Origin of the sequence: Acinetobacter sp. (assembly GCF_036666595.1) — a bacterium.
Taxonomy (GTDB): Bacteria; Pseudomonadota; Gammaproteobacteria; order Pseudomonadales; family Moraxellaceae; genus Acinetobacter.
Map to the genome: position 1 here is coordinate 273,539 of NZ_JAVWVO010000003.1, position 22,652 is coordinate 296,190.

A 22,652-nucleotide genomic window follows, 5' to 3' on the forward strand; every position below is an offset into this window, starting at 1 on the left:
TTCGCAGCGTATTTAACCAAAAAATAAGCTTTTATGCGAGTAGCTATATAAAAGAACCCTGCCGTAGCAGGGTTAAAATATCGCTTAATTAACCTTTTCAACACCACGATCATCCACTTCACGCACCACACCCGAGTCTGTATTTAAAACCTCAAACTCAATACGACGGTTTTTAAACTTGCCTTCATCAGTTTGATTGTCTGCAATTGGCTTTTCTTGGCCATAGCCAATCGCTCTCAACTGCGCAGGATCGACGCCTTTAAAAATTAAGTAATCCACCACCGCTTGTGCTCGATTTTGCGACAAGGTTTTATTGACTGCGGCATCTCCCGTTGCATCTGTATGCCCCATCACGGTCAGTTTGACTTGAGGTGCTTTTTGCATCAGCGCCGCGGCCTGATCCAAAATCGACTTATTGACATCAGGTATCGCCGATGAAGCTGTATCAAAGTTAATAATTTGCAAATTCAATGCCGTGGCAACGTCTAGTGCTCGAACTTGCTCAGGATTAATTTCTGCCAGTGCACGCTCAGCATCACTAATACTGGTATCCACGGCACGGTTTACATCCAGTGGTTGCTGAGTCACAACTGTCATATTACGCAGTAAAGGTTTAATTTGATTTGCCACTTTAAGTGCATTGGCTGGATCTTGCGATTGAATCGATAACTGATTGCCAAACCATGTTAAATTTACATTCGGCACACCTTTCAATGCACTGATTACACTGGGTATCGCATCTTGGTCGATAAATTCAGTGTGATACATACTCTGCATATCTGCACCACAGCCGATGCTGTTATTAAAAATTTGCTTTACTTCTTTTTGTAAAATTTCAACATAAGCCGCATTGGCTGAGAAAATCTGGCAAGTGACCAAGTCTCCTGTTGCCCCTGTGGTGATTTGAAACTTAGCGGGTTGGCTGGCATTCATATTTGCAGGAGGTGCTGTTTCAGTGGTGGCTTTGTCGGTACAGGCCCTAAAAATAAAAGCAAACAATGCCGCAAAAATAATTAAAGCCAAAATTGGGAGTAAAAATGACCGTTTCTCATCTACTTTTGTGGCATGTACACTTGTAGGCGCGACATGTGTAGCCTGTCCTTGTAAGGTATTTACCCCCAAGCCAGCCAGTAATGCAGTTGCCCACTCAGGTAAGGCACGGCTAATTGAATCAGCGTTGACCTGTAGTAAATGGGAAATCGCTTCAGGTTCTGAAGAGCCTGCCTCAGTGGCTAAAAATGCTAATGCAGGTGTAATCGAACGGCTCAAGGTACTTTCAATTTCATCTGCGGACGCTGCCCCGCGGACATGATCCAAAAACTGTTGCTTGAGACTGACATTCGATGCAAAAGCATCATTGAGACGTGGATTCAACTGCTGTTGAAATGCAGGAATCAGTTCAGACTTTGACTTTAATATAGACAGTAAAATTGGTAAAAAGTATTGAATTGCTTGATTTTTTTCAAGTAAATGTTGTGTATCACCCTCTAAAACAATTGCAGAGACATTTTGTTTTAGTAAATTCATAAAATCGACATTCATGAAGTCTTACCCCACTTTTTCTCATTGTTTTCATCGTCATTTTTCAGTTTATCTATTCATTTTTTATACTTTGTAAAATATTGTATTTGCATCAGTTTTACCTAGGCCCAATAAAAAAGCCAGCCGAAGCTGACTTTTTAATCCACATTTAATGTAATGTTTAAGCTGCAAAAATTTTTAGAACTTTTCCTTTCACCACTTGATTGATTAAAGGTGTATTTTTACCTTGCGACAAAATATTGTCTTTATTTACAATCCAGTCTAACTCAGGATCAACCAATACCCAGCCTGCTTCAGCAGTCCAACGTTCAAGCATATTGGCTACCGTTGCTGGTGCAATCGTGACTTTTTCGACCCATTCCAAAGGGCTAAATAAACCTTCACGCACCAATTGCACACCGAAAGCTACATAGGTATCAAAAGCGGTAATACCTGGCTGTGTTTCAGCAAATGGTGCTAGCTTTGCAGAGCTGCTCAGCGGTTCGTGATGCGTACAAATCGCGTCGATCACGCCACTTTTCACACCTTGGCGAAGGAGCTCTTTATCCAACTCAGCACGTAGTGGTGGACGGACATGTGCAAGTGAGTTGAAGCCATCAATCAGCTGATCTGTTAAATGCAACTGATGCATTGCTACATCGCATGTGACTGGCAGGCCTTTATCTTTAGCGATTTTGATCAAATCGACAGAAGCACCTGTAGACAATAAGCCAAAGTGAGCACGAACACCCGTCGCTTCAATCATTAACAAATACTTGGCAATCGCAATAGTTTCAGCAATCGCAGGGATAGTCGGTAACCCCTGACGCGATGCCACAAAACCTTCATGGACACAGCCATCTTTGGCAATTTGCGGTTCTTCGGCATAAAACACTACAGTCATATCAAGACCTGCTGCGTATTCTAAAGTGCGCAGCACCACATCATCGTCTGCAAAAGGCGCATTGGCATTTGAAACGGCTGTACAACCGCCCTTTTTGAGACTCGCCATATTTGCAGGTTGGTTGCCTTGTAAACCTTGGGTCTGAGCACCAATCACTTCAAGATAAATACCGCCATCCAGCATTGCTTTTTCCATCAGACCATGAATCAAAGCACCATTGTCTTGCACAATCGGTTTTGAGTCTGGTGGTGTAAACACATGCAAAATACCATTTTCACGCGCAGCACGACCTTCTGATTTTAATGTCCCGTGCTGTTGCTGACCTGGCTCACGTAAACGTGCACATAAGTCCACCATGGTTGGCATCAACCACTTGCCTTGACCATCAATGGTTTCAGTGACATTGGCTGTTTCAGCAACCAACTTGCCATTTTCCACATAAACCGTTTGAACCGTATCTGTTTGATGAATTGGGTCAAGAACACGTACATTTTCAATTTTTACCACAGTCATGACTTATTCCTTATCCAGCAATCGCGTCTAACAAACCTTGCTCTTGCAGTTGACCTTGCATTGCAAGCGCCAAAACTGCCATACGTACAGCAATCCCATTGGTCACCTGATTTAAAATCACAGACTGTGGACCATCGGCAATACTAGAATCAATCTCTACACCACGGTTCATTGGCCCCGGATGCATCACGATGCAATCAGGTTTTGCCATTGCAAGACGTTCTTTGTTTAAACCGTACATTTTGTAGAATTCAGCTTGAGATGACAGCGCAGGCGAATCAATACGTTCATTTTGAATCCGTAAAGTAATAATCACGTCGCAGTCTTGAATCCCCGCTTCCATGTTATTAAATAAACGTACGCCTTCACCGTATTCATCAAAACCATATGGCAGCAGTGTGTTCGGTGCAATTACGCGAATGTCTTTACAGCCCAATGTTTGTAATGCAGCAACGTCTGAGCGCGCCACGCGTGAATGTTTAATATCACCAATAATGGCAATTGAAATATCTTCAAATTTCTTTTTGGTTTCACGGCGAATGGTCAGCATGTCCAACATAGCTTGTGTTGGATGTGCATGACGGCCATCACCTGCATTGATAATTGCGACATGCGGACAAACGGTTTGGGCAATAAAATGTGCCGCACCCGACGAAGAATGACGTACCACAAAAATATCCGCAGCCATCGCTTCTAAGTTCCATAAAGTGTCTCTGAGCGTCTCCCCTTTGGAAGTACTTGAACGTGCGATATCAATATTTAATACATTTGCAGAAAGGCGTTTTGCCGCTGCTTCAAAAGTGGTACGAGTACGGGTTGAGTTTTCAAAGAAAAGATTCATTACCGTTCGACCTTCTAAGAGGTTGTTGGTAATCAGCTGATTTTGGTCATTAAAAAAGGACTGCGCGGTGTCCAATATTTTTGTAAGAGTTTCTTTAGAAAGACCTTCGATGGTGAGGAAGTGTTTGAGATGACCATCTTGGTTGAGTTGAATCTGACTCGGAGTATGCAATGCTGCCAAGTGCATGAGAGATTCCTTGTACGTTAAGTTAACGCATTATACAGATTTTCTTTTTGATTTGGACCTCAGTTTAAAACAATTGCCTTAATTATCATCGGCTTCAAAACTAAGATTATGAAATTCTTATCTATTATTTCAACCAGTTAAATTAAACCATTAAAGGCTAAATTAGCCAAATTCAGAGTTCATCAAATTGCTATAAATATCAATTCTATAGAGTTTCTTATCTCATTTACCCCAAGCGAACATTTTAAAAAGCTCTCTTGCGAGAGCAGTCCAACTTCAGCCATTCTTATCGTAAAGCGCCAATATAGTGATGTGACACTTGGGCACGGTAGATTTCTTCTTCAGTGGCTTCCAACTCATGTCGTGTCGTGTCGACCTGTTTAGGTTTTTCGATCACGGCGGTTTCTTCATAGTTAAAAACATCCATGACACTGTCTAAACGACTCACCAATCGAATCAGTTCAGCATCTTCTGTACTTAAAGCAAGCTCTGCCATCTGACGTGCATAACTTGGATTTTCCACCAAATACATCACATCAATTACACGCCCCGATACACGGCGCAGACGTGCATAAAGTAAAGTTGCAATTGAAAAAGCATCAGCATGACTTACAACACCGCGATCTAACTTGGTCGACATATTCATCCCCTTTCAAGTGAAAAATATTTACTGACGATCTAGTAGAAATCAGTCAGCAAATTAAACTTGTAAGGATTTAGCAAAATACGTACCAAAAACGTTATTGTTCACATGGTGATTCATTTATTTTGATATTTCCGCTGAGTAGAAGCATATTTAAAAAACCATTCAGAGGCAAAATACGTTAAACTTTAGCGAGTTTATTTTGTTTTATTTTGGTCTCTCAAATTTATGAAAACCGCTTCGCGTTTAAGCAGCTATTGGGTTACGTGTGCCGATGGCTTAGAAACCTTACTCCAAGAAGAATTAGAAGGTTTAGGTGTTCAAAACATTGAACGTTTTCCTGGGCGTTTAGTTTTCAAAGGTACACTGGAACACGCCTATCGCATTTGTATGTGGTCGCGTCTTGCGTCGCGTGTACTCACACCAATTCATGTCCATGAGCTGGAATTTAGCCATGACGCACGTGATGTTGCTGAAGAGCTCTACGAAGGTGCAATGAACTTTGATTGGTCGCTGATTTTTGCACCACAAAGCACCTTCGCCGTTCGTTTACATATTGAACGTGAAATCAAGGTGAACAGCCAGTTTGCAACTTTACGTGTAAAAGACGGTATCGTGGATTCATTCATGGAAGCTGTCGGTAAGCGTCCAAGTATTGATATTAAGCAACCTGAAATTACCATTTATGCACTCGCAGGAAAAACTGAACACACCTACTGTTTAGACTTATCTGGTGATTCACTGCATAAACGTGGCTACCGTCGTTATATGACCGATGCCCCAATTAAAGAAAACTTAGCCGCTGCGATTTTACAAAAAGCCAAGCTCCTTGCAAAAAGACCCGATATTTTCCTTGACCCAATGTGTGGTTCAGGGACGTTCATTATTGAAGCATTAATGATGCTGACTGACCGCGCACCTGGTTTAGTTCGTCGTTTCGGTTTCAATGGCTGGAATGGCCATGACCATGATCTGTGGATGAGCATTAAAGCGGAAGCAGCTGAACGTCATCAAACAGCATTAGAACAACCGCTTCCTAAGTTCTACGCATTTGATGCAGACTGGGAAGCAGTAAAAGCCACCAAGCAAAACATTATTGCTGCGGGTTTTGAGCGCCTACTAGACCAGATCCAAATCGAAGAACGTACTTTGGCAGACTGGCCAAACTTTGAAGCCGAAGGCAAAACAGCCTTTATTGTGACCAATCCTCCTTATGGTGAGCGTTTGGGTGATAAAGCATCAAACCGTGCTTTATATTTAGGCTTGTCCGCATTACTGCAAAAGAACTTCCCAAATCAGACCGCAGCGGTTATCGCAGCAGCCGTTGAGCAAGCCGATGTATTGGCGCTGAATGACCCACAAACCATGCGTTTGATGAATGGTAAACTCCCTATTTACGTGCGTTCAGGTTCAGTTAAACCTGTTGCAGTAGTCAAACCGTTCTTGGAAACTTGGCAGCCACAACAGTTTGAGGCGATTGAAGGTGCTGAAGACTTTGCCAACCGTTTGCAAAAAAATATACAGACCTTAAAAAAATGGGCTGTGAAAGAAAGCATTCACTGTTTACGTCTATATGATGCTGACCTCCCTGACTTTAATGTCGCGGTTGATTTGTATGGCGAACGCTTACATGTACAAGAATATGCGCCACCGAAAACAATCGATCCTGAAAAAGCCAAGAAACGTTTCAACCTTGCTTTACAGGCAATTCGTGCAGTAACTGGTCTTGGTCGTGACGCAATCTTTATCAAAACGCGTGCTCGCCAAGAAGGTAAAACTCAATATACCAAGCAAAGTACTGCTTCTAAGCGTTTTATCGTGCAGGAAGGCAAAGCGAAAATTTTAGTCAATCTAACCGATTACTTAGATACCGGCTTGTTCTTAGACCACCGTCAAATGCGTTTACGCATTGCACAAGAAGTGCGTGGTAAGCACTTCTTGAACCTGTATAGCTATACCTCTACAGCCAGCTTACATGCAGCTTTAGGCGGTGCGGCAAGTACCACCAGCGTCGATCTTTCAAATACATATTTGAACTGGTCTAAAGAGAACTTCGTCTTAAACGGCTTAACGGTCGATCATGCCGATGAACAACATCAGTTCTTTGCCAGCGACTGTTTTGAGTGGTTAAAAGAAGGTCATGAACAGTATGAGCTGATCTTTATTGACCCACCAACCTTCTCAAACTCGAAGAAATTCTACGGTACCTTTGACGTACAACGCGACCATTTATCATTGCTTAAACGTGCAATGAACCGTTTAACCACGGACGGTACTTTGTACTTCTCAAACAACTACCGTGGTTTTGAAATGGACGAAGAAATTTTGGCGTTCTTTGATGTCGAAGAAATTACCAATGAAACTATTGGGCCTGATTTCAAGCGCAATCAAAAAATCCACCGTGCGTGGAAAATTACCCATCCAAAAAACTAATGCACTGAAGATGAAATACCCGCTGGCATTTCATCTTCGCTAAATTTGCATTAGACAATTTTCAGATATAAAAAAGGGACGAAATGCGTCCCTTTTTTATATGTTATACCATCATATTTTGCATTATTCAGTCAGGAAATTGGTTTGCCCATATTTGTAATCAACTGACATTTTCATGACATTCCCTTCACGTTTCACCTGCCCTGAACTCTGCATCGTCGAAAGCATGGTTTCGATCTCTTGATCAGACATGCTGATGCCACCTTTTTGCAGATAATTATTCATGATGCGCGAGATCATATTTTTATCAAACTGAACATCTGCTTTGTATTCCATTAAACTTGGCATCATTTTTACCATACCCATCACCGTCGATTGATGACTCGGCATAATACGCCCCGTCACATTCGCCTGCGCAACACCTTCCCCAATAGCAAATTGGTTCTCTTTGGATTCAAAACGGAAACCTTCATTGATCACTGCCAATAAAGCAGGCTCCATATCTTTTTCCATTGCCTCTTTTGCCAAACAACTGTTTTCACTTTTCGCCAAAATATCAAACAGCGTCTGTAATTTTTGTCGGTTTACATCGAGCACATTAAAATTAAACTGTACGTTTTGGACAGCGGGCGCTGAAGGCATTTTCATTTCATCTAGACGCAACAACATTTCAGTATTTACAACTCGGTCTGTCAGCTCACTTTGTGTTTCTATACTAAAATTCTTCAGTTCGGCATTGGTTGGTTTATTGATATCACGATCTGACATTTTCAGCAGATCCATCTGAATTTTGGTTTCACCCGCCTCAAGATATTCACCATTCAACCCTTGGTTACTTTCTAACTTTAGCCCCACCATTTGCAAATGTATATTTGGATCGGTGACTGTTAAATTCGGAATTTCAAGCTGCAAATCCAGTATCTTTAGCTGTTGTTCGATCGGTTTTGCACGAAACTTTAATGTCATCGGGTCCAATCTAGACTGAAGTTGAGCTTCATTGCGAGTAATCACTGGCGTAGTCAAAGTACTATTCAAAGTCCCTAACCAGTTCACTTTGCTTTGTACTTTAAGCGGCTCCTTCAACAAGGACTGAAGTGCACCAGGTGCTTGAGTAATGTTAATATCTGAACGAATCGCATATCCATTCCAACTCCGTTGAATATGATCCTGCCCCTTCAATTGAATCACTTCTTTCGGTTTGCATGGGTCTAGTACTAATTCAGCGGTCCAGTTCGCACTGCCATTTAAAGCCCCCATGTGAAATTGTTGATATTGCAACTTTAAATCATTCGACTGTTTGGTGCTGTGTTGATAATAAGCCTTCAAGCTTTTATCCGCATAAAGATTACCCCCTACTGCGACCACAGCAAGCGTAAGTACGCCTCCAATACCCCACTTCAATTGAGTCATTTCTTCTATCTCAAGTTGTTTGTTTTTTATTAAAATAAATTATAAAGAGAATCTTCAAATAAAGATAATTGTTTTGCAAATAAATCACTTAGATGCCATACCCATCACATAAATGTGAAAACTTACGTCACATTTTTGCTTAAAAGTGTCATCTTTTAACATTTCTATCCCGCAATAAAAACCCAGCCGAAGCTGGGTTTTTTAGTTTCAATGAACCGTTTAAATGATTAACTCATTTTCACTTTGTCAAAGCTCAACTGACCATCTTGTGCAGTGATCATAATATTGTCTCCAGCCACATAGTAACCCGACAATATTTTTTGCGCTAAGTTGTTTTCAACCTGTTGTTGGATGGCACGTTTCAATGGGCGAGCACCGTATACAGGGTCAAAACCAGCGTCAATCAATAAGTCAAAGGCTTGATCATCCACCGTTAAGCGCATATCTTTTTCAACCAAACGATCACGTAAACGATCCAATTGAATATCCGCAATACCACGAATTTGCGCTTTTTTGAGTGAATGGAAAACCACTAACTCATCAATACGGTTGATAAATTCTGGACGGAAATGTTGCGTCACGGCATTCATCACCACTGCTCGCACTTCTTCATCCAAAGGATTATCACCCAACTCACGCACATCACTCGAACCTAAGTTCGATGTCATGACGATCACGGTATTTTTAAAGTCAACCACGCGACCTTGCGAATCCGTTAAGCGACCATCATCCAACACTTGGAGCAAGATGTTAAACACATCAGGATGTGCTTTTTCTACTTCATCGAACAGCACGACACTATACGGTTTACGGCGTACAGCTTCGGTTAGCACACCACCTTCTTCATAGCCGACATAACCGGGAGGCGCACCCACCAAACGGCTGACAGAGTGTTTTTCCATAAACTCGGACATGTCGATACGAATCATGGCATCGTCACTATCAAACAAGAAGTTTGCCAGTGCTTTGGTCAACTCTGTTTTACCAACACCCGTTGGACCCAAGAATAAGAACGAGCCGCTTGGTCGGTTCGGGTCAGATAAGCCAGCACGCGAACGACGAACCGCATTGGATACTGCAACCACAGCATCATCTTGCCCAACAACACGGTTATGCAAGAACTCTTCCATATGAAGAAGTTTCTCACGTTCACCTTGCATCATTTTAGCCACAGGAATGCCCGTAGCAGCACTAACGACTTCTGCAATTTCATTGTCAGTGACTTTGTTACGCAGTAGTTTCGGCTCTTCTTTTTCCTCAACGACTTCTTCTTCATTGAGACGTTTTTCCAACTCTGGAATCACACCATACTGAAGACGCGACATTTCACCCAAGTCATTTTCACGCTGCGCTTTTTGAAGTGCAATACGCGCCTGATCCAATTCGGCTTGGACTTGTTTGGTACCTTCAACTAAGGTTTTTTCAGCTTTCCAAACTTCTTCTAAATCATTGTATTCATGTTGAACTTCACTAATTTGCTTTTCAAGATGTGCGACTTCCGCACGACTACCCGCATCTTCATCTTTTTTCACTGCTTCAAGTTGCAGTTTCAATTGAATCAAACGACGCTCAAGTTTATCTAAAGCTTCTGGCTTAGAGTCCAGCTCCATTTTGATACGAGAAGCCGCTTCATCAATTAAATCAATCGCTTTATCAGGCAATTGACGGTCGGTGATATAACGATGTGACATTTTCGCTGCTGCAATGATGGCAGAGTCTAAAATTTTCACACCATGGTGCACTTCGTAGCGCTCTTTCAACCCACGTAAAATCGCAATAGTGTCTTCCACACTCGGCTCATCAACCAAGACTTTTTGAAAACGGCGCTCTAGCGCAGCATCTTTCTCAATGTACTGACGATATTCATCTAATGTGGTTGCACCAACGCAGCGTAACTCACCACGTGCGAGAGCAGGTTTTAGCATATTACCTGCATCCATCGCACCATCGCCCTTACCCGCGCCCACCAGCGTGTGTAATTCATCGATAAACAAAATGACTTCACCATCTTGTTTAGACAAATCTTTCAGTACTGCTTTTAAGCGCTCTTCAAACTCGCCGCGATATTTAGCACCCGCAAGCAAAGAACCCAAATCTAAGGATAAAACACGTTTACCTTGTAGGCTTTCAGGCACTTCACGGTTAATAATCCGCTGTGCTAAGCCTTCAACAATGGCTGTTTTACCCACCCCAGGTTCACCAATCAACACTGGGTTATTTTTGGTACGACGCGACAAAACTTGAATGGTACGACGAATTTCGTCATCACGCCCAATCACAGGATCTAACTTACCTGCAAGTGCGCGTTCAGTTAAATCAATGGTGTATTTATTCAGAGAATCACGTTGATCTTCATGATTGTTGCTCATGACTTTCTCATCACCTCGAATTTTTAAAATGACTTTGCGTAAGCTTTCTGCTTGCACGCCCGCGCTGTTGAGTAACGTTTTAGTTGCCCCCACTTCGGCTAAGGCTTGCATCACCCAATCGGTAGACAAAAACTCATCGCCTGCTTTTTGCGCGAAGCTATCTGCCAAATTCAGCGCTTTGACTGCCTCTGAACTTAAGTTGACGTCCCCTGTAGGATTCGTCAGTGTTGGTGCATCAGCTAGCGATTGTTTTAATTTGCTTTGTAAAGCAGGTAAATTGGCACCCGCTTGTTGCAACAAACTCAGATTGGAGGTTTCTTCTAACAATGTTGATAAGATATGAATACCTTCAATTGCGGTATGGTCTTTCCCCACTGCAAGTGATTGAGCATCTGAGAGAGCTTGCTGTAAGCGGTTTGTGAATTTTTCAAATCGCATTCTTGTTTTCCTCACAACAAATTTTGAACTTGATGGATATATGGGAACAATTGCTCAAAATTCAATTCAAATTTAATTAATTTTTCTACATTTTAGCTTATTTTTCATTAGTTTATCTTAACAATAAACCAATAAAACTTGGTTATAAGATGGGTCTTCTCTGCCTTATTTTCAAGCGTCAGCCCACATTATTTATGTATTAAAGACCACGACTACATATGAATCGGTGACAACTAAAATCATTTGATCAATTATTAATCAAATAAACAACGCATTTTTCTATTTATTCGTGTGATGAATTGTGTCCCAGTTTACGGAATCAAAACAAAAGCGTGAAGCATGAAAAAGGCCGATCACCAGATCAGCCTCAAATGACTTAAAAGTCAGTGTTTAATTTGCTTCAAAAATCTCAAAATCATGGGTGATTTCAACCCCACCATCCATCAACATTTTGCTCGCAGAACAGTACTTTTCTGCCGATAATTCCACAGCTTTTGCGACTTGTTTTTCCTTCACCGCATGCCCCGTAACCACGAAATGTAAGTGGATTTTTGTGAACACTGCAGGGATGCTATCTGCCCGCTCTGCCTTGAGTTCACAGCGTACATCAGTAATTTCTTGGCGTGATTTTTTAAGTATGGTCACGATGTCAAAAGAGGCACAACCACCCAGTCCTGTCAGGATTAATTCCATTGGTCTTGGACCACGGTTTTCACCACCATATTCTGGCGATCCATCCATGATAACACTGTGACCACTTTGAGTTTTTGCTTCGAAAGCAACATTCTCTAACCAATGAACAGTTGTTTGCATTGCAAGTACCTAAAAAAAGCTATAGATTGACGAAGTGACTGTACACTAACATAAATTGAGTTGATAAGGAATTTCAGCTCTGACTGTGTGACAAGTTCACCCTAGGTCTGTGCGATCTATATTTTATCCATTTTCGGAACCGTTAGCATGACTTCAAGCTTTTCACAATTAAGCACTGATGCGCTGTCTCCAGGTCAACTCCCCGAGTCAGTCAAAGCATTATTAAAACGCGCATATATTAATCGTTATCCTAAGCGTACCACCATCGTAGATGCAGGCTCAGAATCTAAATCTTTATATTTGATTTTAAAAGGTTCGGTCTCCATTATTCTGCGTGAAGACGATGAACGTGAAATCGTGGTCGCTTATTTAAATGCGGGTGATTTTTTTGGGGAAATGGGTCTATTCGAAGCAAACTCACAACGTACTGCAGAAGTGCGTACCCGTGATGTCTGCGAAATTGCTGAAGTGACTTATGAAAACTTCCATGAACTCAGCAAACAATACCCTGACCTGAGCTATGCAGTATTTGCACAGCTGGTACGCCGCCTAAAAAATACCACTCGTAAAGTGACTGACCTTGCATTCATCGATGTTTCAGGTCGTATTGCACGTTGTCTAATCGACTTATCTTCGCAACCTGAAGCGATGATTTTACCAAATGGCCGCCAAATTCGTATTACACGTCAAGAGATTGGACGTATTGTCGGTTGTTCACGTGAAATGGTTGGTCGTGTTTTAAAAACACTCGAAGAGCAAGGCATGATTGAAACTGATGGTAAAGCCATCTTAATTTTTGATGCCTCTTTAGAAGAGTCAAAAGCGAATACTGATGACTATGAAGACGAAGAATAAGACTTTTTTCTTGGTAGCTGATACAGCCAAAAGCAAATCTTAGGATTTGCTTTTTTTATGCCTTTAAATCTGCTTCTGTTTTCACAAAATCCAACTTTGACAAAATCATGACAAACTTTTTAAAAATAGTGATTTAACCTACTAGGCATAACTGTGTAACCTAATTCGACCGAAAAAACGCAGTCCATAAAAGGAAATGTTGAATGCAATTTAAACCCTTAGCCAATACAGGTATTTTGGTTCCTGAAATTTGTCTCGGCACCATGACCTTTGGTGAACAAAACACCCAAGCGGAAGCTTTTGAGCAACTTGACTACGCTTTGGCACAAGGCATCAACTTTTGGGACACTGCGGAAATGTACCCTGTTCCTCCAAAACCTGAAACCCAAGGTGCAACCGAAAGTATTATTGGCCAATGGATTGCCCAGCGCGGCGGTCGGGACAAGCTATTTTTAGCCTCTAAAATTGCGGGGCCATCTCAAGGTGGTAGTCATATTCGTGATGGACAGACTCGTTTTAATGCAACCGACATTTCTTCGGCCTTAGATGGCAACCTAAAGCGTTTACAGACCGATTATATCGATTTATATCAGCTACACTGGCCACAGCGCCCAACCAACTTTTTCGGCAAATTAGGCTATGAAAACAGTGAAGCCCATAACACGCAAACCGTGACCTCTTTGCAAGAAACACTACAAGCATTAGAAGCTGAGATTCAAAAAGGGCGTATTCGTTATATTGGCTTATCTAATGAAACACCTTGGGGCACCATGAAATTCCTGCAGATTGCAGAACAGCTTGGTCTATCTAAATTTGTCAGTGTGCAAAATCCATACAGCCTACTGAACCGTACTTATGAAATTGGTATGTCGGAAATTGCGAAATATGAAGGCGTTGGTTTACTCGCTTACTCCCCACTCGCTTTTGGCTATCTCACAGGTAAATTCCGTAATGGTGCACGCCCAGCCAATGCTCGAGTGACGCTTTTCAGCCGTTTTAGTCGTTATAGCAACCCAGAGAGTGAATGGGCAACGGAACAGTATGCGCAACTGGCTGAGCGTCATGGTTTAACGCCGACACAACTGGCTTTAGCCTTTATCAAGCAGCAATTTTTTGTGACCAGTACGATTATTGGGGCGACCAACTTAGATCAGTTGAAAGAAAATATTCAAGCTTTTGAGATTGATTTATCGGAAGATGTTTTACAGGGTATTCAAGCTATTCATCAGCAACAACCTAATCCTGCGCCCTAGATATTTCTTAATTAGCTATTCAGGTGAAGCACCACTTTACTTGTCACAAATAATTTATGATTTTCAAAATCATAAACTGACAGTAAAAAAGGACGCCTTAGCGTCCTTTTTTAGTCAAAACAAATTAACGTCTTTGATTATAAACCGCTTGAGCAGCAGCTAAGTTCTTACGCATTGCTTCAATACGTTGACTGTTTGATGGGTGCGTCGAGAGAAATGAAGAACCACCTGCTCCATCGAGTTTATTCATTTTTTCCCACAGACTAATCGCAGCTTGAGGGTTATAGCCTGCTTTAGCCATCAACATTAAGCCACCTTGGTCTGCACGACTTTCTAGGCTACGTGAGTATGGCAAGCCAATACCAATTTGACTACCTAACTGCGCTGCTGCTGAACCCGTTTGACCTACACCTGCCGCACTTAGACCAATCCCCAAAGCCAAATCCGTCAATGCCTGTGCACCAACCTTACTCTTCGAGTGTTCTTCTAAAGCGTGCACCATTTCATGTCCCATCACCGCTGCAATTTCAGCATCAGTTAGGTTCAACTTATCTACAATACCTGTGTAGAACACCACCTTACCACCAGGTGCAACATAGGCATTGACCTGATTTGACTTAAGTACTGCCAACTGCCAGTCAAATTTCGTTCCAGTTTGGTTCATTTGATCAGCATATGGTTTCAAGCGATTGAATACACCATAAATACGCTTATACGTTGTTGATGAAGTATCTAGGGTCTTTGTGCTTCGTGCTTCATTCACTGTTTTGTTGAAGCCTTGGGTTGCTGCTGCATTTAATGTTGCAGTATCTGCACCTGCCACTTCCGCAAAAGTTGCACAACCTGAAATTGTAACCACACTCGCTGCACACAAACTCATTAATATTTTATTTTTCATTATTGCTTAACTCCATCCATCTCAAAGCATTTTACATAATGTGCTGAATTATATTGAATAGATTTAAAGTGTTAAATATCATCATCGCGTTTTATCATAGCAATTATGTAAAAATATCTTCACAATTAAGCACAATAAGCCAAATTTCCGCGCTAGAGCGATATCTACACACCACCTTAAACCTACTTACATAAACTGAATCAAAAGCCAATAAACCAAACACAGGATATTTAAACCTAAATACAGATGGCTTAAGGGTTCAATTTTTTCCTCAAGGGCCAAACTTTTACGCTTTGCAAACAGAAATGCATTTTGGAGCAATATGATCGGCACCAAGACACAAGCAATAATCACAGACAATCCAATGAGTGCACTATAAATCACGGCTGGATCGGTGGTTTGCCCTTGAATAATCATCATCGCGATTGTTGGCGCACCACCCATAGCAAAAAGTAGTGAGTAAAAAATAGTTCCCGCGATATTCTTCTGCATCCTGCCTGCTCATCTGTTTATTGTGCATTTTATTCTAACAAGCACTTATGCATTATGTCGTGCTTATTCATGCAACTTTAGTCGGGAAAATCATTCCAGCTCAGTAGCTTAAATCAATACCTGTAACGCTCATGTACAGATGTACCGCACAAATAAAAAAACCCTGTAGTAGACAGGGTTTTTTACTCAATGCTTTATCGCTTAAGCGTCAAATGGATGACGTAAAACAATCGTTTCTTCACGGTCTGGACCTGTAGAAATGATATCGATTGGACATTCGATTAATTGTTCAATGCGTTTTACATAGTTGATCGCTGCTTGTGGCAATTGATCCATTGATTTCGCACCAAAGGTAGACTCAGACCAACCTGGCATCGTTTCGTAAATTGGTTTTAAAGTTTCAAATGCAAGCGCATCAGAAGAACCAACACAACCAGAATCAGCAGCTTCGTAACCTACACAGATTTTCACTTCTTCTAAACCATCAAGAACGTCAAGTTTAGTTAAGCAAATACCTGAAAGTGAGTTTACGTCTACAGAACGACGAAGGATTTCAGCATCGAACCAACCACAACGACGTTGACGACCTGTAGAAGCGCCAAATTCAGAACCGACAGTCCCTAAGTGCTTACCAATAGCATCACCTACGTCATTTGCAGCATCATAAACCAACTCAGTTGGGAACGGACCTGCACCTACACGCGTGGTGTATGCTTTGGTAATACCCAATACATAGTCAAGATGTAATGGCCCCAAACCAGAACCTGAGCTTACGCCACCAGCAGTCGTGTTTGAAGACGTTACATACGGATATGTACCATGGTCAACATCTAGAAGTGAACCTTGAGCACCTTCAAACATGATGTTATCACCGTTTTTACGGTAATTATGCAGCTCTGTAGTGACATCAATCACAAGTGGTGCAACCACTTCACGCCATTGATCACACAGCGCAAGTACATCTTCTAATTTAACTGCTTCTACGCCGTAGAATTGCGTTAATTGGAAGTTATGGTACTCAAGAAGTTCAGTTAACTGAGCTTTAAGATGCTCGCCACCACGAACCAAGTCTGCAACACGAATTGCACGGCGTGCAACTTTGTCTTCATACGCAGGACCAATACCACGACCAGTGGTACCAATTTTCGCATTACCACGCTTGATTTCACGCGCTTGGTCAAGTGCAATATGGTTTGGCAAAATCAGTGGACAGTTCGGAGAAATACGTAGACGCTCTTTAACTGGCACGCCTTCTTTTTCAAGAATGTCCATCTCTTTGATGAGCGCTTCAGGAGAAAGCACCACACCATTACCAATTAAGCACAGTACGTTTTCACGTAAAATACCAGATGGAATGAGGTGTAATACAGTTTTCTTACCACCAACGACAAGTGTATGACCTGCGTTATGTCCGCCTTGATAACGAACGACCGCAGCCGCTTGATCTGTGAGCAGGTCGACGATTTTACCTTTACCTTCGTCGCCCCATTGGGTACCGAGTACCACAACATTCTTGCCCATAATAGCCTCATTGCATCATGCTGTTAAAATTGAAGAACTTCTCAGGTTTTAGCTTACCTGAAGAAGTGATTAAATCTGTTCTACAGTCCATTGACCTGCAACATTCACCAACTGGTGCGTTGCATATGGAAGCGTAGTTAAATCATCCTGCCCCAAAAGTTGAATCACGCTCATGCCTTGAGCACGTGTGTGTTCAATCGCTTGGATCAAATCTGTTTGAGTACCTTTGGGTGCAACCACAAGACTGTTTTGCTGAAAACGACCTGCACTGAGTGCATATAGGTCACAACTAAAGCCTGTTGCTGGGCGTGCACGCCCAAAGTGCTCACCAATTCCGTCATAGCGTCCACCTTGTGCCAATGGCGCAGCACGGTTTGGTGCATAAACGGCATACATTAAGCCCGTATGGTAGTGATACGAACGTAGCTCAACCACATCAATACCCATCTGAAGATTTGGCCAACGTGCTTGAATCTCAGATTGTGTGGTTTTTAATGCATCAAAAGCGTGCTTAAATTCAGCATCGGCAATGACTTCTGCACTTAAATGCGTTTGCAAGGCAGCTAAGTCACTCGCATAACGACCTAAAGTATAAAAGTCTGCACCAAAGTTTAAATCTTGAGTAAATTCAGCCAATTCTGGCAGAGCTTTACGTTGGTATAAATCAGAGAGTTGACGTTCAGTCGCTTTATTTAAGCCTGCAACCTTCACCATACTACGGAATAAGCCCACATGGCCTAAATCCAAATGGATGCCGTCTGCAAAACCTGTTTTTTCAAGCAGGCTGATCATCACATCAATCAGTTCCACATCGGCATCGATGCTGTCTGAACCGAATAGCTCAGCACCTAACTGCAAAGGTGTACGCGTGGTATTAAAGCCCTGTGGTTTGGTATGTAGGACTGTTCCTGCATAGCAATAGCGAGCAACGCCTTCAACTGGATGTACATGCGCATCAATACGAGCCACTTGTGGTGTCATATCGGCACGCACACCAAGCAAACGACCAGAAAGCTGATCAATCACTTTAAAAGTGGCTAAGTCTAAATCTTGATTCGATTCTGAAAGAGAAGATAACGATTCGATGTATTCAATGAATGGCGTGTACACCAACTGATAACCTCGAGTTGCGAGGAAATCTAATGCTTGACGACGCAAAGTTTCAATCACTTGCGCCTGTTCTGGTAGTACATCAGCTACACCATCAGGTAATAACCATGTCTCTGAAATGGGCATGTTGTAAACCTAAAATCTTGTCTGCGCGGAACAAATCCGCATAAAAAAATCGGGGCACACCCGATTTCTCTTAGTCTATCACGATACAATGTGCTGTGCATTAGACAATTTCGGAAAATTTAATTTATCGTTTCGATGTCATCGTTAACAACCTTATAAATTCTTACCGATTTTGAGCGAACCATTCCAAACATGGCTTTAGACAATGCCCAAGTATCAGAATAAATAATATTAACTCATCCTAGTGCTCTGCACAGATTGGAAAAATTCATATAAGACTTTGTTTTATATTTTATTTCCAATTATATCTGTGTTTGCACAAAAGACACATTCTTTTATACTTCAGCTCAATTTAACAGCAACAATAAATACAACGTCGTTATACAGATAACACTTTTAATCACATATTTTTTACTTGGGGAAAATTCGATGGAAATGCACAGCAACTTATATTACAAGCATCCAGATGCTCAAATCATGTCAAAGTTAGACCGATTATTTCAAGAACATCGCGGCGATGCGAGTCAATTTACGGCTTTAGTCTGTGACATCAACCCAGAACATGGCGCTGAACTGGCCGAAGATATTTTAAATACCGTCGATAATATCGAGTTTGACTTAGGTCCTGAATCGCTATACTCCCTCGTGGGTTATTCCATCGCACACTTTGTACATGGTTCATCAGGTGATGAATTCATGGAAGCGATTTTGTTCTTCCTGAAAGCCTTGATTCCAGACATCCATGCGCAAGCATGGGGTTGCGGTGATGATGATCCTTGGGAGTTTTGGTTCAAATTTGAAGGCGATGAACTGGTTCGTGAAGATGATGAACCCCTAAATGACCCTGAAGAAGATGAAGAAATTAAAACCAGTATTTATGCGTGGTGGCACGCAGATCTGCCTAAAGAAATTAAAGAAGGCTTTTTAAACGAAGAGTCATAACATCCTAAGCAGCATGACTAGAGCACAAGTCCTATCACTTTGAGTCATGCTGCCACATTTACGGGCAATTTAGCTATCAACTTTTGAGTTACCAAATCGGCAATTCTGTGGTTTGTTTGATATTTTGCAATGGAATTTCTGTTTTAATACTTTGTATATTGGGGATTTTATTCAAGCGATGAATTTGAAACTGTCGATAGGCATCTAAGTCTGCAACCACAATACGTAAAAAGAAATCACAATCCCCTGCCATTAAATGACACTCGACCACTTCAGGAACTTCACGAATCGATTCAACAAATTGGTTCACCGTTTGCGGATCCTGACTTTTTAGCCAAATGCGTGCAAACACGGTCAAACGCAGATTCACCTTAGCTGGATCAACCAAAGCCACATAAGCCCGAATAATCCCGTCTTCTTCTAGCTGTTTTACTCGCCTTAAACACGGTGAGGCAGACAGTCCAATGCGTTGAGCCAGCTCATTATTTTGAAGTTTTCCGTCGGTTTGTAGTACTTGCAATATCCGCTTATCTGTTTGATCCATAAATTCCTCACCCTAAAGCATAATTTTGCTCAGACTTAACTAATAACAGCATATTATTCCAAATAAGCTCGATATTAAGCTAAATAAAGCAAAAAATATCTTTGGAAAAAGCCTAAACTTATTCACCTACTGCACCAAAACCTAGCACGCATAGGCGATTTAAAATGTTCTCTCTTAGAAATACGACTCAAGAACTCAATGACTCCACCGATTACGTCGAGTTTAAGCGTGGTATTAAAACATCTATCCCCATGCTGCTGGGCATTATCCCTTTTGCTTTGGTCTTAGGAACACAAGCTACTCAAAAAGGCTTTAGCCATTTAGAAGTTCCATTATTTACTGGCCTAAACTTTGCGGGCGGTTCCGAATTTGCTGTGCTCGAAGTCTGGACAAATCCACCGAATTTTCTCGTTTTAATTTTCATTACTTTTTTAGTCAATAGCCGTCATTTACTCATGGGTGCAAGTCTCGTGCCCTATTTACGCCATTTGCCCAATCGACAGGTTTTCCCTGCCCTGTTTTTCATGTGTGATGAAAGTTGGGCCGCAGCGCTTGCCGATGCAGAACAAAAGAAAAGATTTGGGTTACAACAGGCCTTTAGCATGTCCTACTACGCAGGCATCTGTTTTGCGCTGTACTTGATGTGGGTCAGTTTTACCAGCTTAGGTGCCATTCTTGGTCCTTTGCTAGGCGATGTTCACCGTTATGGGTTTGATATGGCCTTTGCTGCAGTATTTTTGGTTTTACTGCGTGGTATGTGGAAAGGCTTTAGCACCGCACGCCCTTGGCTTATTAGTCTCATCAGTGCGGCCATTGCATATTTATATTTACCGACGGGTTGGTATGTGCCTATTGGTGCAATCTGTGGCATCGCCTCTGCCTTCTTATTTATTCAGGAGGATGAGCTATGATCCACAGCACTACACTTGTCGCAATTTTATTAGTCGCAGCAACCACTTATCTGACGCGTATATTGGGCTATGTTTTGCTGAAAAATAAAACTTTAAGCAACAAACAACGAAAGATTTTGGAAGTTGTGCCGGGCTGCGTACTTATTTCAGTAATTGCACCTTATTTTGTCAAAGACAATGTCGCAGACCTACTCGCCATTGCCATCACTTTAATTGCAGCTTCACGCTTTTCACTCTTACCAACCGTTGTGATTAGCATGCTGAGCGCAGCATTATTACGTACCGTGCTCATTTAAACTTAATTTTTAGCGTTCAGGCTGTACAGCTTTAGCGAGAATATTTACCAATTCAGCGTTTTGTAGCTCAACTTTTTGTAACTTAGACGTGGTCTGCTCGATCACTTCCTGTTGCACATGCATCTTTTTTGCAAGATCTTGCATAATTTCCAAGGTCTTTTTTAAATTTTCTTCAAGATGATGTACTTTTTCTTGCAGTTGATTTTGCTCTACGCTTGGATCGGTTTTATCTGCCTGATTTTTAAATTGAAACCAAATTAAAAATACGACAGCGACCGCCAACAGCAAAATAAATCCCCAAATTAAGATCAACATAAGCACCACTCTACATTATTTTTCATTTATAGATTCATGATAACCACAAGTCTGTATTCGGTCTATGCCTATCATCTTGTTTTCAGAGTAAAAGATGCCTAAAAATAAAGATCTTTAGGTGGTTGACGCACTAAAAGATTCACACAAATCTAATAAGCGGTTTGCATAGCCCCATTCATTGTCATACCACGCAAAGACTTTGGCTTGATGCCCCACCACCATGGTTTGCGTTAAATCAACAATGAGTGAATAGGGTGAATGATTAAAATCCGAAGACACCAAGGGTTCATCCGTCACATCCATAATTTCACGGTAGTCTGACTTCGCCGCCTGAATCAGTACTTCATTAATTTTATGGTCGGTAATTGGTGTCTGCGAAATAAAGGTCAAATCAATTGCAGCCACATTAATGGTTGGCACACGAATCGAATAACCATCAATACGATCGGCCATTTTTGGCATAACTTGTTTTAAAGCACCGAGGGCTGACGATGTGGTGGGAATAATATTTTGACCTGAAGCACGAGCACGTCTTAAATCACGATGCGCATGATCCAATACAGACTGATCTGCAGTCACTGCATGAATTTCAGTCATGAGTGCAGTATCAATTCCAAAAGCATCATCAATGATTTTAACCAAAGGCACTAAGGCCTGCGTGGTACATGACACACTGGAAATGATTTGGTCACTGGCTTTCACCTCATGGTGATTTACCCCATACACAATGGCGGCATCAACTGAGTCAAAAGGTGCCGCGCCAATAATGACCCGCTTTGCACCTGCACTGATATGCCCTGTTGCTGCTTCACGCGAGCGAAATAAACCTGTGCACTCTAGAACCACGTCTACATGGAGACTTGCCCAAGGTAAATCTTGCGGGTTTGCCTGACATAACACTTCAACTTTGAGCTGCGCTTGATCTTTAGAAAGATGTAAATAAATCCTTTCATTTTCATAACTTAAATCGACTTTTCCTGGAAAGCGCCCATGCGTGGTGTCATATTTAAATAAATGCAATAAGGTTTCTACATCTGCTACATCATTCACCGCGACGATTTCAAACTGAAAGTTCTTTGGATTTTCAAACCAAGCACGTAGTACATTACGTCCGATCCGACCAAATCCATTTATCGCCACTCGTTGCATGACTTGCCCTTATGTATAAAATGATGAAAGATAAAGCAGGCCTATATTAATGGATTTATATAGATTTGGTTAAGCTTTCTTTTTCTATGATCCATCAGTGAAGATGATGAATATGAACACTTAAGTCACAAATTGACCTACCTGACAACATCGCACTAATCACCTCACC

20 protein-coding genes are annotated in these 22,652 nt (G+C 41.7%); 6 read left to right on the top strand and 14 right to left on the bottom strand.

Annotated elements, in window-relative coordinates:
- Positions 1-84: 84 nt before the first annotated feature.
- From RR876_RS06525 to RR876_RS06540, 4 genes are all read right to left on the bottom strand, one after another.
- Positions 85-1,542 (bottom strand): OmpA family protein, encoded by a 1,458-nt coding sequence (locus RR876_RS06525; protein ID WP_332476893.1) that lies wholly within the window; start codon positions 1,540-1,542, stop codon positions 85-87.
- A 160-nt stretch (positions 1,543-1,702) separates the two neighbouring features.
- Positions 1,703-2,938 (bottom strand): dihydroorotase, encoded by a 1,236-nt coding sequence (locus tag RR876_RS06530; protein WP_332476894.1) that lies wholly within the window; start codon positions 2,936-2,938, stop codon positions 1,703-1,705.
- A gap of 10 nt (positions 2,939-2,948) precedes the next feature.
- Positions 2,949-3,965, bottom strand: coding sequence for an aspartate carbamoyltransferase catalytic subunit (locus RR876_RS06535; protein ID WP_004696193.1), 1,017 nt, complete (start codon positions 3,963-3,965; stop codon positions 2,949-2,951).
- 286 nt (positions 3,966-4,251) lie between these two features.
- Positions 4,252-4,605: a hypothetical protein gene (locus tag RR876_RS06540; RefSeq protein WP_004696191.1), complete on the bottom strand. Its 354-nt coding sequence runs from the start codon at positions 4,603-4,605 to the stop codon at positions 4,252-4,254.
- Between the two features lie 231 nt (positions 4,606-4,836).
- On the opposite strand from RR876_RS06540, the gene rlmKL reads away from it, so the two are divergent.
- Positions 4,837-7,041, top strand: coding sequence for a bifunctional 23S rRNA (guanine(2069)-N(7))-methyltransferase RlmK/23S rRNA (guanine(2445)-N(2))-methyltransferase RlmL (rlmKL, locus tag RR876_RS06545; RefSeq protein WP_332476895.1), 2,205 nt, complete (start codon positions 4,837-4,839; stop codon positions 7,039-7,041).
- Between the two features lie 123 nt (positions 7,042-7,164).
- On the opposite strand, the gene RR876_RS06550 is transcribed toward rlmKL, so the two are convergent.
- The 3 genes from RR876_RS06550 to RR876_RS06560 all read right to left on the bottom strand — a co-directional run bounded on the left by RR876_RS06550 (position 7,165) and on the right by RR876_RS06560 (position 12,071).
- The gene (locus RR876_RS06550) at positions 7,165-8,451 is read right to left on the bottom strand and encodes a DUF945 family protein (protein ID WP_332476896.1); all 1,287 of its coding nucleotides are present in this window, start codon (positions 8,449-8,451) and stop codon (positions 7,165-7,167) included.
- Positions 8,452-8,678: 227 nt separating this feature from the next.
- On the bottom strand, positions 8,679-11,258 hold the full coding sequence (gene clpB, locus RR876_RS06555) for an ATP-dependent chaperone ClpB (RefSeq protein WP_332476897.1): 2,580 nt from the start codon (positions 11,256-11,258) through the stop codon (positions 8,679-8,681).
- Between the two features lie 390 nt (positions 11,259-11,648).
- Positions 11,649-12,071, bottom strand: a complete 423-nt coding sequence (locus RR876_RS06560) for an OsmC family protein (RefSeq protein WP_224468737.1) — start codon at positions 12,069-12,071, stop codon at positions 11,649-11,651.
- 147 nt (positions 12,072-12,218) lie between these two features.
- On the opposite strand from RR876_RS06560, the gene crp reads away from it, so the two are divergent.
- On the top strand, positions 12,219-12,926 hold the full coding sequence (gene crp, locus RR876_RS06565; protein WP_332476898.1) for a cAMP-activated global transcriptional regulator CRP: 708 nt from the start codon (positions 12,219-12,221) through the stop codon (positions 12,924-12,926).
- A 203-nt stretch (positions 12,927-13,129) separates the two neighbouring features.
- A complete protein-coding gene (locus tag RR876_RS06570; protein WP_317454932.1) occupies positions 13,130-14,179 on the top strand; it encodes an NADP(H)-dependent aldo-keto reductase in 1,050 nt (349 codons plus the stop codon).
- Between the two features lie 124 nt (positions 14,180-14,303).
- On the opposite strand, the gene RR876_RS06575 is transcribed toward RR876_RS06570, so the two are convergent.
- The 4 genes from RR876_RS06575 to RR876_RS06590 all read right to left on the bottom strand — a co-directional run bounded on the left by RR876_RS06575 (position 14,304) and on the right by RR876_RS06590 (position 18,326).
- A complete protein-coding gene (locus tag RR876_RS06575) occupies positions 14,304-15,077 on the bottom strand; it encodes a M48 family metallopeptidase (RefSeq protein ID WP_004982314.1) in 774 nt (257 codons plus the stop codon).
- A 186-nt stretch (positions 15,078-15,263) separates the two neighbouring features.
- On the bottom strand, positions 15,264-15,569 hold the full coding sequence (locus tag RR876_RS06580; RefSeq protein ID WP_332476901.1) for a hypothetical protein: 306 nt from the start codon (positions 15,567-15,569) through the stop codon (positions 15,264-15,266).
- 201 nt (positions 15,570-15,770) lie between these two features.
- Entirely contained in the window at positions 15,771-17,090 is a 1,320-nt protein-coding gene (locus RR876_RS06585; protein ID WP_004696178.1) for an adenylosuccinate synthase, read from the bottom strand.
- Between the two features lie 69 nt (positions 17,091-17,159).
- Positions 17,160-18,326 (bottom strand): ATP phosphoribosyltransferase regulatory subunit, encoded by a 1,167-nt coding sequence (locus RR876_RS06590; RefSeq protein ID WP_078388960.1) that lies wholly within the window; start codon positions 18,324-18,326, stop codon positions 17,160-17,162.
- Positions 18,327-18,755: 429 nt separating this feature from the next.
- Between RR876_RS06590 and RR876_RS06595 the strand changes: the two genes are divergently transcribed.
- Positions 18,756-19,268: a hypothetical protein gene (locus RR876_RS06595; protein WP_332476902.1), complete on the top strand. Its 513-nt coding sequence runs from the start codon at positions 18,756-18,758 to the stop codon at positions 19,266-19,268.
- Between the two features lie 88 nt (positions 19,269-19,356).
- On the opposite strand, the gene RR876_RS06600 is transcribed toward RR876_RS06595, so the two are convergent.
- The gene (locus tag RR876_RS06600; RefSeq protein ID WP_005400579.1) at positions 19,357-19,812 is read right to left on the bottom strand and encodes an Lrp/AsnC family transcriptional regulator; all 456 of its coding nucleotides are present in this window, start codon (positions 19,810-19,812) and stop codon (positions 19,357-19,359) included.
- Positions 19,813-19,976: 164 nt separating this feature from the next.
- Between RR876_RS06600 and RR876_RS06605 the strand changes: the two genes are divergently transcribed.
- Together RR876_RS06605 and RR876_RS06610 are read left to right on the top strand one after the other, a co-directional pair.
- Positions 19,977-20,723, top strand: a complete 747-nt coding sequence (locus RR876_RS06605) for an AzlC family ABC transporter permease (RefSeq protein WP_332476903.1) — start codon at positions 19,977-19,979, stop codon at positions 20,721-20,723.
- Positions 20,720-21,019 carry an AzlD family protein gene (locus tag RR876_RS06610; protein ID WP_004696169.1) on the top strand — a complete coding sequence of 100 codons (300 nt, stop codon included), beginning with the start codon at positions 20,720-20,722 and terminating at the stop codon, positions 21,017-21,019. Before RR876_RS06605 ends, RR876_RS06610 begins: the two co-directional genes overlap by 4 nt.
- Positions 21,020-21,028: 9 nt before the next feature.
- Here the strand turns inward: RR876_RS06610 and RR876_RS06615 are convergent, their stop codons facing one another.
- The gene (locus tag RR876_RS06615; RefSeq protein WP_004696167.1) at positions 21,029-21,334 is read right to left on the bottom strand and encodes a hypothetical protein; all 306 of its coding nucleotides are present in this window, start codon (positions 21,332-21,334) and stop codon (positions 21,029-21,031) included.
- 114 nt (positions 21,335-21,448) lie between these two features.
- Entirely contained in the window at positions 21,449-22,483 is a 1,035-nt protein-coding gene (locus RR876_RS06620) for a type I glyceraldehyde-3-phosphate dehydrogenase (protein ID WP_176537984.1), read from the bottom strand.
- Between the last annotated feature and the right edge of the window lie 169 nt (positions 22,484-22,652).

Coding starts and splice junctions, on each gene's coding strand:
- RR876_RS06570 (WP_317454932.1), top strand. CDS start 13,130: ATGCAATTTAAACCCTTAGCCAATACAGGTATTTTGGTTCCTGAAATT.
- RR876_RS06560 (WP_224468737.1), bottom strand. CDS start 12,071: ATGCAAACAACTGTTCATTGGTTAGAGAATGTTGCTTTCGAAGCAAAA.
- RR876_RS06610 (WP_004696169.1), top strand. CDS start 20,720: ATGATCCACAGCACTACACTTGTCGCAATTTTATTAGTCGCAGCAACC.
- RR876_RS06540 (WP_004696191.1), bottom strand. CDS start 4,605: ATGTCGACCAAGTTAGATCGCGGTGTTGTAAGTCATGCTGATGCTTTT.
- RR876_RS06595 (WP_332476902.1), top strand. CDS start 18,756: ATGGAAATGCACAGCAACTTATATTACAAGCATCCAGATGCTCAAATC.
- RR876_RS06605 (WP_332476903.1), top strand. CDS start 19,977: ATGTTCTCTCTTAGAAATACGACTCAAGAACTCAATGACTCCACCGAT.
- clpB (WP_332476897.1), bottom strand. CDS start 11,258: ATGCGATTTGAAAAATTCACAAACCGCTTACAGCAAGCTCTCTCAGAT.
- RR876_RS06535 (WP_004696193.1), bottom strand. CDS start 3,965: ATGCACTTGGCAGCATTGCATACTCCGAGTCAGATTCAACTCAACCAA.
- RR876_RS06620 (WP_176537984.1), bottom strand. CDS start 22,483: ATGCAACGAGTGGCGATAAATGGATTTGGTCGGATCGGACGTAATGTA.
- rlmKL (WP_332476895.1), top strand. CDS start 4,837: ATGAAAACCGCTTCGCGTTTAAGCAGCTATTGGGTTACGTGTGCCGAT.
- RR876_RS06615 (WP_004696167.1), bottom strand. CDS start 21,334: ATGTTGATCTTAATTTGGGGATTTATTTTGCTGTTGGCGGTCGCTGTC.
- RR876_RS06525 (WP_332476893.1), bottom strand. CDS start 1,542: ATGAATGTCGATTTTATGAATTTACTAAAACAAAATGTCTCTGCAATT.
- crp (WP_332476898.1), top strand. CDS start 12,219: ATGACTTCAAGCTTTTCACAATTAAGCACTGATGCGCTGTCTCCAGGT.
- RR876_RS06580 (WP_332476901.1), bottom strand. CDS start 15,569: ATGCAGAAGAATATCGCGGGAACTATTTTTTACTCACTACTTTTTGCT.
- RR876_RS06600 (WP_005400579.1), bottom strand. CDS start 19,812: ATGGATCAAACAGATAAGCGGATATTGCAAGTACTACAAACCGACGGA.
- RR876_RS06550 (WP_332476896.1), bottom strand. CDS start 8,451: ATGACTCAATTGAAGTGGGGTATTGGAGGCGTACTTACGCTTGCTGTG.
- RR876_RS06585 (WP_004696178.1), bottom strand. CDS start 17,090: ATGGGCAAGAATGTTGTGGTACTCGGTACCCAATGGGGCGACGAAGGT.
- RR876_RS06530 (WP_332476894.1), bottom strand. CDS start 2,938: ATGACTGTGGTAAAAATTGAAAATGTACGTGTTCTTGACCCAATTCAT.
- RR876_RS06575 (WP_004982314.1), bottom strand. CDS start 15,077: ATGAAAAATAAAATATTAATGAGTTTGTGTGCAGCGAGTGTGGTTACA.
- RR876_RS06590 (WP_078388960.1), bottom strand. CDS start 18,326: ATGCCCATTTCAGAGACATGGTTATTACCTGATGGTGTAGCTGATGTA.